We start from the raw sequence: 13,684 nt of genomic DNA on the forward strand, positions 1-13,684 counted from the left end.
CCCGCCCACATGACGTGGACGGGGCTTTTCGCGGAAAAGGCGTTGTTACTTGAGGGTAACGGTGGCGCCTGCAGCCTCGAGCTGCTCCTTGGCCTTCTCGGCAGCTTCCTTGGTAGCACCTTCGAGGACAGCCTTGGGAGCGCTGTCAACCAGGTCCTTTGCTTCCTTGAGGCCCAGGGAAGTGATGGCGCGAACTTCCTTGATCACTGCGATCTTCTTGTCGCCGGCTGCTTCGAGGACGACGTCGAAGTCGGTCTTCTCTTCAACCTCTTCAGCAGCTGCGCCACCGGCGGGGCCGGCAACTGCAACAGCAGCAGCGGTAACTTCGAAGGTCTCTTCGAAGAGCTTGACGAACTCGGAGAGCTCGATGATGGTCAGTTCCTTGAAAGCTTCAATGAGCTCTTCGTTGCTGAGCTTCGCCATGGTAGGCGTCCTTCCTGTTGTGGTGTTCAGCGGCGCGGGGCCGGGCATCACACCGGAGTCTGGTGGGGTGAAGAGACTTAGTTCTCTTCAGCTGCGGGAGCGTCAGCCGGGGCTTCAGCTTCTGCGGCAGGTGCTTCTTCAGCGGCAGGCGCCTCGGCAGCTGCCGGTGCACCGTTCTCTTCTTCAAGCTTGAGGCGCAGTGCGTCAATGATGCGTGCAGCGGCGGCGGCAGGGGCCTTGAGGACGCCTGCAACCTTGGCGAGCTGCAGCTCACGGGACTCGAGTGCTGCCAGTGCGGCAACCTCGCTGGCGTTCAGAGCCTTGCCCTCGAAGTAGCCGGTCTTGATGACAAGCTGCTTGTTGGTCTTGGCAAAATCCGTCAGGCTCTTGGCAGCGGCAACTGCGTCACCCTTGATGAACGCGATTGCAGTGGGGCCGGAGAGCTGGTCGTTGAATGCTTCAACGCCGGCTTCCTTGGCTGCAATGGCGGTCAGGGTGTTCTTGACGACCGCGAACTTGGTGTCCTGGCCGAGAGAAACACGCAGCTGCTTGAGCTGTGCAACGGTGAGCCCGCGGTATTCGGTCAGGACAGCGGCGTTCGATTCCTTGAAATCGTTAGTGATCTCAGCTACTGCTGAAACCTTGGTAGGCGTTGCCATAACCCTCCTTCCGGGGATAGTGCCGGTATTCGACGGTCCCCGCTCAAGGTGAGCTAAAACTAAAAACGCCCCGCGCAGATGCACGGGGCTAGGCTCAACACGGATATCCCATGGAGCTGCTGCTTCGTTCACCTGCGCCGGCCGCCCTACGTTGAGGGTCCTTCGTCCAGAAACCCACTGCGTCTCCCGCGCACAACTGCAGAGTTGAGCCATGTTCGAGAGAGTGGATTTCCAACAACCGACGGTCTTTGGTCCTTCAAGTCTACGGGAGAGCCATCACTGCGCCAAATCGCGCCCTCAGCTGGTGCTGGTGCCCAGCTGCGGGAGTTCTTTCTGCCAGATGCCCGTGACCCCGGCCGTCTGGAATCCCAGCTGCTTATTGACCGTCAGGAGGTACCGGTTTTCCGGCGCATTCCAGGTGTAGATGATCCGGGCATCCGGAAACTGTTCGGTGAGCCGTTCCATGTTTGCCACCTTGATCAGCAGGCCGAGTTTGTTTCCGCGGTGTTCCTGCAGCACCAGTGTGTCGTCCTGGAAGACAACGTCGGCGCGGTGCGCCAGGACGGTGATGGTGGTCAGGCCCACAAGGGCACCTGTGGCGAGGTGCTCGACGGCGGTGACCACCGTCCGCCGCCCCTGCGCGATGGCGACGTCTTCCGCTTCCCGGAGGATGCCGCCGTCGAACACCATGTCCTGCTCAACGGGCGCTTCCAAGGAGGGATCGACGTCGGCCCCCGCCTGGTTCTCAAGGACGGCGACAGCTTCGAGCCACTGGTCCGGGCACCGGTCCGTCCAGTGGTGCAGCCGGTAGCGGCCGTTGTTGGCCTCCTCCGCTTCGGCCTGCAGGTCCGCAACCAGCTTCGAATCCAGGGGCAGTGCGCAGGAACTGAACTGTTCAATGTGTTGGAGTGTGTACCCGGTCTTCTGCGCGAACTCTACTTCGCGGCTCTCCAGCGGCACGAAGCCCTGGCCGGAGCCGGGGACCAGCTGGGCCTTTTCGAACTCGTGAAGGGACGCACCCGGATGGTTGGTGTCCACCAGGATCATGGTGCGGCCTTCCGCCCGGGCCAGCTGTTCGGCGGCCTGGAGCAGCCGCCTGCCCACGCCCTGGCGCTGGAACTCCGGCAGGATGTCCAGCGTGAACTCCGCGAGGTCCAGGTTGTCGGTGAGGGGCAGGGCGATGTCCACGGTGCCCACGATTTCGCCGTCCACTTTGGCCACCAGGATGAGCTGCCGCTCATAGGGGTCTTCAAATTCCAGGAGCTTTTCCAGCGGCTCGTAGGCGAGGTCGTCGCTCCCCCAGGTCTGCATCCGGACCTTCCGGCCCACCTCGACCGCGGCAAGGAAGTCTGCGGCGTCCGGGGAGTCGAGTGAGTCCGGGATCCAGAGCTGTTCGATCTTCACGTCTTTTGCCATTGGCGTCTTCATCCCAGCCGTTTCTGCCACTCACCTTCATAGCCGGCGGGCCTGAATCCAAGGGCATTATTTATGGCCAGCATATGTCGGTTTTCAATGGCATTCCACGTCAACACTGACCGCACGGACGGCCACCGGCCCTGGGCGCGCCGAAGGTTCGCCAGTTTCACCAGGAGCCCGAGGCGGTGGCCGCGGTGGCCTCCGGCAACGAGCGTGTCCTGCTGGGCGATCGTGTCAGGAACCCCGGGCCGCCAGTTCAGGACGGTGTAGGCAACCAGTTCGCCCGTACTTAGGTGGAGGGCCGCCGTCACTGCCGACTGGACTCCGCCGCGGAACAGCGTCCGCTCTTCGTCGCGCACGCGGGCGGCATCCCAGTCTTCGCCTTCCCAGTCCATGCCGGCGATGGGAACGTCCTCGGTCATCGTGGCCTTAAGCCGGGCGTAGGCGTCCACCAGGGCCTCCGGGCAGTGATCGTCCCAGCCGGTAAGTCCGTAGCCTGCGGCCCGGGAAGAGGCCTCGGCCTCCAACTGGTCCAGCAGTTCCGGGGCCACCGGCAGCCCGAGGCGGCTGGAGCGCTCCACCTGCTCCAGCTCGTAGCCGGAGGCGAGGGCAAAGGCTACGGCGGGGGCGGTGAGCGGCAGGCCGCCCGCACCGGATTTGGCGGGCAGCAGCACAGCTCCGTCCGCATTCGCCAGCGGGACCTCGTGATAAGCGTCCAGGGACATCCTGCCCCGCTCCCGGGCTACGGTTTCAGCGTGTTGCCGGAGGATGCGTCCCAATCCCTGGCGCCGGTGGGCCGGGGAGATGAGGACGTCGATTCCGGCGGTGTACGTGTTCTCGCGGAGCGGGAGCGTCACAGAGCAGAAGCCCACCGGTTCCCGGCCCAGCCTGGCAAGGTAAAGCCGCCGCTCCTCGTACTCATTGCCCCGCCAGAACTCCACGGCTTCCGCCAGCGTGGGGCAGCGGTCCAGGTTGCCCCAAAGCTCCAGTTCGTGGGCCACGCGCATGTCATGGCACACCGTGAAGTCGGCAGTCGCGTCCCCGGCGCCTGCCACCGCTCCGCTGCCGGGTGCCAGGAGGACGTCCACGGCGGAAATCGTGAGGGCATCGGGCGTCCCCGCGACGCCATCCAACTCCGGTCCGGCCATTTCTACAGCTTAGGCAAACTGACACCCGTCCGGGACAGGATGCTTAAAACACAACCGCCCGGCAGGTGCCGGGCGGTTGTGTTTGCTGCGGACAGGTCCGCAGCGGAAGTTCAGGTGAGGATTTAGGCCTCGGTCAGAACCTTGGTGACGTTCGGGTCAACGGAGATGCCGGGACCGAACGTGGTGGCAACGGTGGCCTTCTGGATGTAGCGGCCCTTGGAAGCGGACGGCTTCAGGCGAAGCACCTCTTCCAGTGCTGCTGCGTAGTTCTCCGCCAGCTTGATGGCGTCGAAGGACACCTTGCCGATGATGAAGTGCAGGTTGGAGTGCTTGTCGACGCGGAAGTCGATCTTTCCACCCTTGATGTCGTTGACGGCCTTGGTGACGTCAGGGGTCACGGTGCCCGTCTTGGGGTTCGGCATCAGGTTACGCGGACCCAGGACCTTACCGAGGCGGCCAACCTTGCCCATGAGATCGGGGGTGGCGACGGCGGCGTCGAAGTCGGTCCAGCCGCCGGCGATCTTTTCGATCAGGTCATCGGAACCAACGAAGTCGGCGCCGGCAGCGATTGCTGCTTCAGCCTTGTCACCCGTGGCGAAAACCAGGACGCGGGCGGTCTTGCCGGTGCCGTGGGGCAGGTTGACCGTGCCGCGGACCATCTGGTCAGCCTTACGGGGGTCGACGCCGAGGCGGAATGCAACCTCAACGGTGGCGTCGAACTTGGACGGGTTGGTGTCCTTGGCGAGCGTTACTGCCTCGAACGGCGCGTAGAACTTCTCCGCGTCGATCTTGGCGGCTGCTGCCTCATATGCTTTGCTGCGCTTTGCCATGCTGCTTGTTTCTCCTTGTGCAGTTGTGGTCTGCGGACCGCGCTGGGCCCTGCCACAGTTGGTGAGCGGACTCGTTATCCGTGCCCGGTTCCCAACATTTCTATGTAGGTGGTGCCGGTTGTCCCGGCGGTGCCGCCCGTCGTCGTGATCGGTTTCCCGAGCCCGACGCCAAAGCGACGGAAGCGACTAGCCTTCGACGGTGATACCCATGGAGCGGGCGGTGCCGGCGATGATCTTCGCTGCGCCTTCGAGGCTGGTGGCGTTGAGGTCTTCCATCTTGGTGGAAGCAATCTCGTTGACCTGGGCCTGGGTCAGCTTGGCAACCTTGACGGTGTGCGGGGTAGCTGAACCCTTGGCGACGCCTGCAGCCTTCTTGATGAGCTCTGCAGCCGGCGGGGTCTTGGTGATGAACGTGAAGGAACGGTCCTCGTAGACCGTGATTTCCACGGGGATGACGTTTCCGCGCTGGGCTTCCGTCGCAGCGTTGTACGCCTTGCAGAATTCCATGATGTTGACACCGTGCTGGCCAAGCGCAGGACCGATCGGCGGAGCCGGGTTAGCGGCACCTGCCTGGATCTGCAGCTTGATGAGGCCGGTGACCTTCTTCTTGGGAGCCAATGTAGGGTCCTTCTCTCAATAACGTCCTGGGGCACAGGAGCGTGCCTCAGGTTTTTGGCCGCCATGGCGAGGCGGCCGGCCGTTCCGGTGCTGCTAAGCGGGCAGCGCCGGGACGAATTCTTTGGATAATCAGATCTTGGTGACCTGGTTGAACGCCAGGGTGACCGGCGTTTCGCGCTCGAAGATGGAAACCAGCACCACGAGGGTCTGGGATTCGACCTTGATCTCGGAGATCGTGGCGGGAAGGGTCTCGAAGGGGCCTTCCTTGACGATGACCGACTCGCCGACCTCGAAGTCGACGTCCACCGGAGCCTGGTTCTGCTTGTTGACCGGCTTGCCCTTCTCGGCCTGCTCTTCCTCGAAGACGGGGGCAAGCATGGAGAAGACCTCATCGAGGCGCAGCGGCACCGGGTTGTGGGCGTTGCCCACGAAGCCGGTCACGCCGGGGGTGTGCCGGACGGCGCCCCAGGAGGCGTCGGTCAGGTCCATGCGGACCAGCACATAGCCCGGGATGCGGACGCGGTTGATCACCTTGCGCTGAGCATTCTTGATCTCAACGACTTCTTCCATCGGCACCTGGATCTCGAAGATGTAATCTTCCATGTCCAGGGTCTGGATGCGGGTTTCCAGGTTGGCCTTCACGCGGTTTTCGTAACCTGCGTAGGAGTGGATGACGTACCAGTCACCTTCCTGGCGGCGCAGCTTGGCCTTGAACTCTTCTGCGGGGTCTACCTCGGCCTTGGCGGCGGCAGCGGCGAGGGCGTCGGTGGACTGTTCCTCGGAGCCGGCCTCGTCATCAGCCTTTGCGTCGAAGTCATCGGAATCGGCGTCGTCGGATTCGGGCGCGGAGGACTCAACCTCAGACTCGTCACCGGCTTCTGCCGTGATGTCCGCGGACTCTTCCAGCTCAGTCTCGGTTACCTCGAGCTCCTGCTCAGACACTTGGTCTCCTGCTTCCTCATTGCCTAACATGCCTATTTAAATGGCTCAATTCCGCACACCGGTGTTTCCCTCCGGATTCCCGGACGGAACACACAGCCTGCGGACGGTACAGCCTTAGCTGTCCGTGGGGCCTTTACCGCCGAAGAGCCAGCCGACGGCGGATCCGAAGCCAATGTCCAGCAGGCTGACGATGACCATCATGATGCCCACGAACACCAGCACCACGAGTGTGTAATTAATCAGTTCCTTGCGGGTTGGTGCAACAACCTTCTTCAGTTCGCCGATGATCTGGCGGACAAAAAGTGCAATGCGAGCGAAGAAGTTTGCCTTGGCGTCCTTCTTAGCTGGGCGGCCCTTGGAGCTGCTGGCAGCTGTTTCGGTCACCTGGTCCTCGCTCATCTTTGCAATGTTGGATTACCCGGTCCTGATCAGAACCATGGTTGCTGCGCTTGCCCCGGATTTTCGCCCGGGGCAGCTTGCGCAGGGCAGACAGGACTCGAACCTGCAACCTGCGGTTTTGGAGACCGCTGCGCTACCAATTGCGCCACTACCCTATGGAGTGAATTCCACTCTCCGATGACGAACCGCCAGCTGCACTGGGGCGCACGTCATCATCCGTGTTTCAACACCGGTGAACCAGTCTACGCAACAACTTCGCGTTCGTCGAACCGGCCCGTTTCCGGCCCCCAACTGCTGCCCTGGCTGACCTTGACCGGAACAGTCACAAATCAAAACGGGCAACCCGGAGGGTCCGCTGAACAGCATAGAGTAGAACTCGTCGAATCCCACATTCCAGCCGCCAGGCTGCAAGCGAAGAACGGACCTGCCATGTCTGCCGCCCGCGTTTCCCAGCGCATTTCCGCCATTGCCGAATCCGCAACCCTTGCCGTTGATGCCAAGGCGAAGGCGCTGAAGGCTGCAGGCCGGCCGGTCATTGGATTCGGTGCGGGTGAACCCGACTTTCCTACTCCGGACTACATCGTCCAGGCCGCCATCGAAGCGGCAAGCCAGCCGAAGTACCACCGCTACTCCCCCGCCGGCGGGCTGCCCGAACTGAAGAAGGCCATCGCCGAGAAGACCCTGCGCGACTCCGGCTACGCCGTGGACCCTTCCCAGGTTTTGGTGACCAACGGCGGCAAGCAGGCGGTCTACAACACTTTCGCCACCCTGGTGGATCCCGGCGACGAGGTCATTGTTCCCACTCCGTTCTGGACCACCTATCCGGAGGCCATCCGGCTCGCAGGCGGCGTGCCGGTGGAGGTCTTCGCCGGCCCGGAGCAGGACTACCTCGTCACCGTTGAACAGCTTGAGGCAGCTGTCACGGACAAAACGAAGATCCTGCTGTTCGTCTCGCCCTCCAACCCCACCGGCTCGGTGTACTCGCCGGAGCAGGTGGCCGAGATCGGCAAGTGGGCGGCGGCCAAGGGCCTCTGGGTGGTCACCGACGAGATCTACGAGCACCTGACGTACGACGGCGTTCCCTTCACCTCGATCGCGACCGCCGCCCCTGAACTGGGCGACAAGGTCGTCATCCTCAACGGCGTCGCGAAGACCTACGCCATGACCGGCTGGCGCGTGGGCTGGATGATCGGCCCGGCCGATGTCATCAAGGCAGCCACCAACCTCCAGTCGCACGCAACGTCCAATGTCTCCAACATCATGCAGATCGCTGCCCTGGCTGCCGTTTCCGGCCCGCTGACCGCCGTCGACGAGATGAAGGTGGCGTTCGACCGCCGCCGCAAGGCCATCGTTGCTGGCCTGAACGCCATCGACGGGGTGGAATGCCCGACGCCGAAAGGTGCCTTCTACGTCTACGCGGACGTCCGCGCGCTGCTGGGGAAGGAATTCCCGACGGCGTCCGGCACGGCCACGCCGCAGACGTCCGCTGAGCTGGCCGCGCTGATCCTGGACGAGGTCGAGGTGGCAGTGGTTCCGGGTGAGGCCTTCGGCCCCTCCGGCTACCTGCGCCTTTCGTACGCACTGGGCGACGAAGACCTCGCCACCGGCGTCCAGCGCCTGCAGGACTTCCTGGGCAAGGCCCAATAGGCACCCTCTCTCACTTAATGCGGGAAAAACCGGAACGCTCTATCACTCCCTTCAGGAGAGTGATAGAGCGTTCGGGTTTAAGGCGCATCAAGTGATAGAGCGTTCGGGTTTAAGGCGCATCAAGTGAGAGAGCGTCGGGGTTAGAGGAGGCGGCGTTCGGCGGCCCACTTGGTCAGCTCGTGCCGGCTGGACAGCTGGAGTTTGCGGAGCACTGCCGAGACGTGGGTTTCCACCGTCTTGATGCTGATGAAGAGCTCCTTGGCCACCTCCTTGTAGCTGTAGCCGCGGGCGATGAGGCGCATCACCTCGAGCTCCCGCGCGGAGAGCCTGTCCAGTTCGTCATCGGCGATGTCCGCCGGGGCCGTGCCGAAGGCGTCCAGGACAAAGCCGGCCAGCCGCGGCGAGAAGACGGCATCCCCTCCGGCCACCCGGTAGACGGCGTCGGTGATTTCGGCCCCGGAGATGGTCTTGGTGACGTAGCCCCGGGCTCCGGCCCGGATGACCGCGACAACGTCCTCCGCCGCGTCCGAGACGCTGAGCGCCAGGAACCTCGTAGTGGACAGCAGTGCCGCCGAGCCGGCGATCACTTCACGGCCGCCGCCGCCGAGGCCGCCCGGAAGGTGGACGTCGAGCAGCACCACGTCCGGCCGCTCCTTCGCGATCACGGCGATGGCCTGCTCCACGGTGGCGGCCTCGCCCACAACCTGGACGCTGGGATCGAGGTCGGCTTTCAGGCCGGAACGGAAGATCGCGTGATCGTCCACGAGCACCACCCGGACAGACTGTGTGGCGCGGTTGGTCCCGTTGCCGGCTCCCTGTGCTGGGTTCATGGTTTGCCTTCCGTGTTCTGCATCTGCTTCTCCGCCTGCGCGGCCGGGAATCCCAGCCGGACTTCCGTGCCTTCACTGGCGCTGATGATGTTGGCCGTGCCGCCGTGCCGGTTCATCCGGCCGATGATGGACTCCCGCACGCCGAGCCGGTCTTCGGGGACGTCCTGAAGTTCGAAGCCGGGACCCCGGTCCTTGATGAACACTTCGGCGCGCCCGCCGGTGACCTCAAGATAGACCGATACTGCACCGCCGCCGTGCCGCGAGGCGTTAAGCATGGCCTCGCGGCTGGCCTGGATCAGCGCCTCATGGCCTTCGGTGACCTCGGTGTCTCCCACGCTGACCACCTCCACCGCGTTCCCGAGCAGGTCCTCCACTTCCGCGGCCACTGCCTTGATGCGGTCCGAGAGCTGCCCGGCGTCCTTTCCTGGGTCCTCGAACAGCCAGCCCCGGAGTTCGCGCTCCTGCGCACGGGCGAGGCGGACAACGTCGTGCTCATTGGCGGCGCGCCGTTGGATGAGTGCCAGCGTCTGCAGGACCGAATCGTGAAGGTGTGCCGCGATTTCCGCTCGTTCAGTCTCACGGATCCTGCCGGCGCGTTCAGCTTCAAGGTCTCGCCAGAACTTCAGCGCCCACGGGAGCAGGACCAGCACCACGCCGCCGAGGACGGCCACGGATGCCAGCAGCGCCAGCCAGGTCTGCTCCCAGGAACCGGACCCGGACACCATCACCAGGACGCCCGCCACCACCAACGCCAGGCCGGCGGCAAGCCGTGCCCAGCCGCCTGCCTGGTTCGCTTTGGTTTTATCCACCAGCCCGGCCCGACGGGTCTCATCAAGCTGCATCCAGGCGATGGAGGCTCCGCCCAGGACCGCAGCCGCGGGGATGATGGTCCCCAACGGAACGTCCATCCCCAGCAGCTGGGCCCCGAGGATGCCCGCCACCAGGAGCAGCCCGACGCCGAGCAGGATCTCCTTGCCGTACCGCATCTCGCGGAACCGGAACCAAGGCACCTGCACCGCCTCCGCGGGCACTCCGGCGCCCGGCACCATGCCGGGGCCGGCGTTCGCCGACAGCGTGCCCGTTACGGTGCCGCCCATCACGGCAGGAGCAATGGGCGACGTCGGCCGCCGTTCCTGCCGCCGGGCGCTTTCGTAGGCGGTGGGCACCATGATCCAGAGCCAAGCGTAGAACACGACGCCGGCCCCTCCGGCGAATGAAGCCAGGACCATTCCCACACGCACCGTGTTCACCGGCAGCCCAAGATGCGCGGCGAGGCCCGAACAGACCCCGGCAATGAAGCGGTCGCTGCTTCGGACCAGCGGCGGGCGGGCGGGCGCGGATGTCATGGTCCAATCCAAGCACGGATCAGGGTCTCCCGGACCGGGTTGGCACGGGAACCGGGGGCCTCTCAGGGACGGCTCAGGGTGTCCCCCGGTAGAGCCGCCCGGCCGGGAGCGGGAGGATCGAAGTATGAACTCGCTAACCCCGAACCCCCATGACGGCACGCCGGAAGAACCCCCGGCCAGCCCGAAAAATGAGAACCCCACGGAGCCCCTCCCCGGGCGGGAAAACCCCACCCAGCCCCTGGCGCCGCCTCCTTCTGCCTCCGCGCCGCCGCGGGATTCCGCAACCCCGGGCCCGGCGCATGAAACCCCCGGCGCCGGCAGCAGTTACTCCTATGCCGGAGTCCCGGGCCAGCAGACCGATTTCTTCACCTGGGTCCGCAGCCAGGGAATCAGCCGCGGCCAGGACCGCTGGGTGGGCGGCGTTTCCAGCGGCATCGCGCAGCGTGTGGGAGTCGACCCCTTGATTGTCCGCGGCGTCTTTATCATCCTTGCCCTCTTCGCAGGGATCGGCGTGCTTCTTTACGGGCTTGCCTGGGCGTTCCTGCCCGAGCCCGACGGGCGCATCCACGTCCAGGAAGCCGGCGCGGGGCGCTGGACCACCGGCATGACGGGTTCACTGATCGCGGTGGTGGCAGGATTCAGCGGGCTCGGCAACGGCTTCTGGGGCTGGGGCAACCGGGGTGTGGGCCCCTTCCTGTGGTCCCTGCTGTGGGTCGGCGGCGCCATCTACCTGGTGTACTACCTGGTGCAGCGCAACAAGACAGCCGCCGGCACGCCGACCAGTGCAGCAGCGGCCGGCACGGCTGCCTACTCAGCCGGGACGTCCACCCCAACCACACCGCCGTACTCAGACGTCGCAGGCAGCGGTCCGTTTGCCGGCAACCCCTACGGCGGCAGTAGCGGGGGCACTGGCAGCGGTTCCGGCAGTGGCGGATGGGGCAGCGGTGGATACTCCGGAAGCCGGCCGTCGCCGGTTCCGCCGCCCGCTCCCAGGGTGCGCGCCGCAGGTCCCGGCACTCCCGCCGTCGCAATAGCTGCCGGCAGTGCCCTGCTGGTGGGCGCTGGCGTGAAAGCCCTGGACCTCACCAACGTCATTGACCTCGGTAACTCCGCCAACGCGGTTGCCTGGGCAAGCGCGGCAGCCGTCCTGGGCATTGGCATCCTCATTCTTGGCCTCCGCGGCCGGACCCCCGGCATCCTCTCGTTCTTCGCCGTGGCGGCCCTCATCATAGGAGGAATCTTCAACGTGGTGGGCAACAACGGAGACCGCGTCCGCTTCCAGCAGGTTGACTGGGCACCGACGAGCATCGAGCAGGCCAGCGGCGGATTCGACATCACGGCCGGCAGCGGAACCGTTGACCTTACGGCCATGTCCCTGGATGCCCCGCTCACCTCGGAGGTCCGCGTCCCCCTGGACATCACGGCCAGCAACGTCACAGTAGTCATCCCGGGCGACGTGCCCGTGGACATCAAGGCGGACATGACCCTCGGCAACCTGAACGAACGCGGCAACCAGCGGGGCGGCATCACCACCCGGCAGAGCAGCTACAACACCGACAAGCCCGGCAGCCACCTGGTCATCCAGATCAATGGCACCGTCAGCAACGTCACCATCCAGGAAGGCAACTGACATGAGCAGCCAAACTCCGGGCTCAAACCCGTACATTCCGGATCCCTATGCGCAGGGCGGCACGACGGCGGCAGGCGCGTCTTCTGCCCCGCCTTCCGGGGCACGCGTGGGAACCATAGTCTGGGGCCTGATCGTCGTGGCCCTCGCCGCGCTGATCATCATCGCCCAACTGGGCATCGTCACGCTCAACGGGACCTATGTCCTGATCGGACTGATGATTGGGGCAGGCGCGGCCCTGGTGCTCGGCGGCCTCCTCTCCGCCCGGAAACGTGACAACGGCCCTACAACACGGAAGTCTTGAACCATGGACAAGTTTTTCAGCATCGTCAGGGGCCTCGGCCTGAAACGCGGACCGGAACGGTGGCTTGGAGGCGTGCTTGGAGGAATCGCGGCCAAGCTCAATGTGGACGTTGCTTTCGTCCGCATCGCGTTCCTGGTCTTCTGCCTGCTCCCCGGCCCGGCCGTCATCTTCTATCTCCTGGCCTGGGTGATCCTGCCCGACCAGAAGGACGTCATCCCGCTCCAGGTGTTCCTCGAGCGGCGGTCCTTGAACCGTCCCTGAACCCGTCCTGACAAAGCACCGCAAGGCCCCCGCTCCAGCTGCACCGGAGCGGGGGCCTTGTGTAACCAGTTTGTGTCGTACCCCACACACGCCACTAGAATCTATGTGAGCTCAGCGTGGCGCTCTGCCTGTAAACCCTCTCCCCAGGATTTGAGCGAGACATGAAAATTGGAATTCTTACCAGCGGTGGCGACTGCCCCGGCCTGAATGCGGTCATCCGCGGCGCGGTCCTCAAAGGTATCGCCATCCACGGCCACGAGTTCGTTGGCTTCCTCGATGGCTGGCGCGGCGTCGTTGAGGGCGACATCATCGACATCCCCCGGACCATGGTCCGCGGCATCGCCAAGCAGGGCGGCACCATCCTGGGCACCTCACGCACCAATCCGTTCGAAAACGGCGGCGGTCCCGAGGTCATCAAAGCCCACATGGACCGGCTCGGAATTGATGCCATCATCGCCATCGGCGGTGAGGGTACCCTCGCTGCGGCAAAGCGACTCACGGACGCGGGCCTGAAGATCGTTGGCGTCCCCAAGACGGTGGACAACGATCTTGACGCCACGGACTACACGTTCGGCTTCGACACCGCTGTGCAGATCGCCACCGAAGCGATCGACCGGCTCCGCACCACCGGTGAGTCCCACCACCGCTGCATGATTGCCGAAGTCATGGGCAGGCATGTCGGCTGGATCGCCCTTCACGCCGGCATGGCCGCCGGCGCGCACGCCATCCTCATCCCGGAGCAGAAGGTCAGCATCGAGCAGATCACCGAATGGGTGAAGGAAGCCCATTCCCGTGGCCGTGCCCCGCTGGTGGTGGTGGCGGAAGGTTTCGTCCCGGAGCACATGGAAACCCCGCATTCCGAGCGCGGCCTGGACACCTTCGGCCGCCCCCGCCTGGGCGGCATCGCGGACCAGCTCGCCCCGGAACTGGAAGCCCGGACCGGCATCGAAACCCGCGCCACCATCCTGGGCCACATCCAGCGCGGCGGCGTTCCGTCCGCGTTCGACCGCGTCCTGGCCACCCGCCTGGGCATGGCGGCCATCGACTCCGTGGTGGAAGGCTACTGGGGCACCATGGTGGCGCTCAAGGGAACGGACATCGAGCACGTGGGCTTCCAGGATGCCCTCGGACAGCTCAAGACCGTCCCGCAGAAACGCTACGACGAGGCCGCCGTCCTGTTCGGCTGAGTTGTCGCCGGGAGGCCGTGTCCTCCCATGCTGCCGCGGCGTCCTGT

At 64.8% G+C, this 13,684-nt stretch carries 15 protein-coding genes and 1 tRNA gene; 5 read left to right on the top strand and 11 right to left on the bottom strand.

The window, feature by feature from the left end; all coding sequences use genetic code 11:
• Positions 1-45 precede the first annotated feature (45 nt).
• From rplL to SMD14_RS14625, 9 genes are all read right to left on the bottom strand, one after another.
• Entirely contained in the window at positions 46-423 is a 378-nt protein-coding gene (gene rplL, locus SMD14_RS14585; protein ID WP_013601842.1) for a 50S ribosomal protein L7/L12, read from the bottom strand.
• Positions 424-500: 77 nt separating this feature from the next.
• Entirely contained in the window at positions 501-1,082 is a 582-nt protein-coding gene (gene rplJ / locus SMD14_RS14590; RefSeq protein WP_104998642.1) for a 50S ribosomal protein L10, read from the bottom strand.
• Between the two features lie 297 nt (positions 1,083-1,379).
• The gene (locus SMD14_RS14595; protein ID WP_157241600.1) at positions 1,380-2,498 is read right to left on the bottom strand and encodes a GNAT family N-acetyltransferase; all 1,119 of its coding nucleotides are present in this window, start codon (positions 2,496-2,498) and stop codon (positions 1,380-1,382) included.
• An 8-nt stretch (positions 2,499-2,506) separates the two neighbouring features.
• Positions 2,507-3,646, bottom strand: coding sequence for a GNAT family N-acetyltransferase (locus tag SMD14_RS14600; RefSeq protein WP_321214081.1), 1,140 nt, complete (start codon positions 3,644-3,646; stop codon positions 2,507-2,509).
• 122 nt (positions 3,647-3,768) lie between these two features.
• A complete protein-coding gene (rplA, locus tag SMD14_RS14605) occupies positions 3,769-4,476 on the bottom strand; it encodes a 50S ribosomal protein L1 (protein WP_157241598.1) in 708 nt (235 codons plus the stop codon).
• Positions 4,477-4,662: 186 nt separating this feature from the next.
• Positions 4,663-5,094, bottom strand: a complete 432-nt coding sequence (rplK, locus tag SMD14_RS14610) for a 50S ribosomal protein L11 (RefSeq protein WP_003803853.1) — start codon at positions 5,092-5,094, stop codon at positions 4,663-4,665.
• Between the two features lie 129 nt (positions 5,095-5,223).
• Positions 5,224-6,036: a transcription termination/antitermination protein NusG gene (gene nusG / locus SMD14_RS14615; protein WP_321214082.1), complete on the bottom strand. Its 813-nt coding sequence runs from the start codon at positions 6,034-6,036 to the stop codon at positions 5,224-5,226.
• Positions 6,037-6,150: 114 nt separating this feature from the next.
• On the bottom strand, positions 6,151-6,435 hold the full coding sequence (secE, locus tag SMD14_RS14620; protein WP_104998647.1) for a preprotein translocase subunit SecE: 285 nt from the start codon (positions 6,433-6,435) through the stop codon (positions 6,151-6,153).
• A gap of 82 nt (positions 6,436-6,517) precedes the next feature.
• Positions 6,518-6,590: transfer RNA gene (locus SMD14_RS14625), tRNA-Trp, on the bottom strand.
• A gap of 274 nt (positions 6,591-6,864) precedes the next feature.
• Here SMD14_RS14625 and SMD14_RS14630 point away from each other — a divergent pair.
• Entirely contained in the window at positions 6,865-8,082 is a 1,218-nt protein-coding gene (locus SMD14_RS14630; protein ID WP_321214083.1) for a pyridoxal phosphate-dependent aminotransferase, read from the top strand.
• Positions 8,083-8,222: 140 nt separating this feature from the next.
• Here the strand turns inward: SMD14_RS14630 and SMD14_RS14635 are convergent, their stop codons facing one another.
• Together SMD14_RS14635 and SMD14_RS14640 are read right to left on the bottom strand one after the other, a co-directional pair.
• Positions 8,223-8,912: a response regulator transcription factor gene (locus SMD14_RS14635; RefSeq protein WP_157241594.1), complete on the bottom strand. Its 690-nt coding sequence runs from the start codon at positions 8,910-8,912 to the stop codon at positions 8,223-8,225.
• Entirely contained in the window at positions 8,909-10,258 is a 1,350-nt protein-coding gene (locus tag SMD14_RS14640; RefSeq protein WP_321214084.1) for a PspC domain-containing protein, read from the bottom strand. The genes SMD14_RS14635 and SMD14_RS14640 overlap by 4 nt, the downstream gene beginning before the upstream one ends.
• A 124-nt stretch (positions 10,259-10,382) precedes the next feature.
• Between SMD14_RS14640 and SMD14_RS14645 the strand changes: the two genes are divergently transcribed.
• The 4 genes from SMD14_RS14645 to SMD14_RS14660 all read left to right on the top strand — a co-directional run bounded on the left by SMD14_RS14645 (position 10,383) and on the right by SMD14_RS14660 (position 13,637).
• Positions 10,383-11,888: a PspC domain-containing protein gene (locus SMD14_RS14645; protein WP_321214085.1), complete on the top strand. Its 1,506-nt coding sequence runs from the start codon at positions 10,383-10,385 to the stop codon at positions 11,886-11,888.
• Between the two features lies 1 nt (position 11,889).
• The gene (locus SMD14_RS14650) at positions 11,890-12,189 is read left to right on the top strand and encodes a hypothetical protein (protein WP_157241591.1); all 300 of its coding nucleotides are present in this window, start codon (positions 11,890-11,892) and stop codon (positions 12,187-12,189) included.
• Between the two features lie 3 nt (positions 12,190-12,192).
• Entirely contained in the window at positions 12,193-12,450 is a 258-nt protein-coding gene (locus tag SMD14_RS14655) for a PspC domain-containing protein (protein WP_104998652.1), read from the top strand.
• A 161-nt stretch (positions 12,451-12,611) separates the two neighbouring features.
• Entirely contained in the window at positions 12,612-13,637 is a 1,026-nt protein-coding gene (locus SMD14_RS14660; protein WP_104998653.1) for an ATP-dependent 6-phosphofructokinase, read from the top strand.
• The last annotated feature ends 47 nt before the right edge of the window (positions 13,638-13,684 follow it).

This window comes from Pseudarthrobacter oxydans (assembly GCF_034258515.1).
Lineage (GTDB): Bacteria > Actinomycetota > Actinomycetes > Actinomycetales > Micrococcaceae > Arthrobacter.

Coding starts and splice junctions, on each gene's coding strand:
- rplJ (WP_104998642.1), bottom strand. CDS start 1,082: ATGGCAACGCCTACCAAGGTTTCAGCAGTAGCTGAGATCACTAACGAT.
- SMD14_RS14655 (WP_104998652.1), top strand. CDS start 12,193: ATGGACAAGTTTTTCAGCATCGTCAGGGGCCTCGGCCTGAAACGCGGA.
- SMD14_RS14640 (WP_321214084.1), bottom strand. CDS start 10,258: ATGACATCCGCGCCCGCCCGCCCGCCGCTGGTCCGAAGCAGCGACCGC.
- SMD14_RS14645 (WP_321214085.1), top strand. CDS start 10,383: ATGAACTCGCTAACCCCGAACCCCCATGACGGCACGCCGGAAGAACCC.
- rplL (WP_013601842.1), bottom strand. CDS start 423: ATGGCGAAGCTCAGCAACGAAGAGCTCATTGAAGCTTTCAAGGAACTG.
- SMD14_RS14630 (WP_321214083.1), top strand. CDS start 6,865: ATGTCTGCCGCCCGCGTTTCCCAGCGCATTTCCGCCATTGCCGAATCC.
- SMD14_RS14650 (WP_157241591.1), top strand. CDS start 11,890: ATGAGCAGCCAAACTCCGGGCTCAAACCCGTACATTCCGGATCCCTAT.
- SMD14_RS14635 (WP_157241594.1), bottom strand. CDS start 8,912: ATGAACCCAGCACAGGGAGCCGGCAACGGGACCAACCGCGCCACACAG.
- secE (WP_104998647.1), bottom strand. CDS start 6,435: ATGAGCGAGGACCAGGTGACCGAAACAGCTGCCAGCAGCTCCAAGGGC.
- rplA (WP_157241598.1), bottom strand. CDS start 4,476: ATGGCAAAGCGCAGCAAAGCATATGAGGCAGCAGCCGCCAAGATCGAC.
- SMD14_RS14660 (WP_104998653.1), top strand. CDS start 12,612: ATGAAAATTGGAATTCTTACCAGCGGTGGCGACTGCCCCGGCCTGAAT.
- SMD14_RS14595 (WP_157241600.1), bottom strand. CDS start 2,498: ATGGCAAAAGACGTGAAGATCGAACAGCTCTGGATCCCGGACTCACTC.
- SMD14_RS14600 (WP_321214081.1), bottom strand. CDS start 3,646: ATGGCCGGACCGGAGTTGGATGGCGTCGCGGGGACGCCCGATGCCCTC.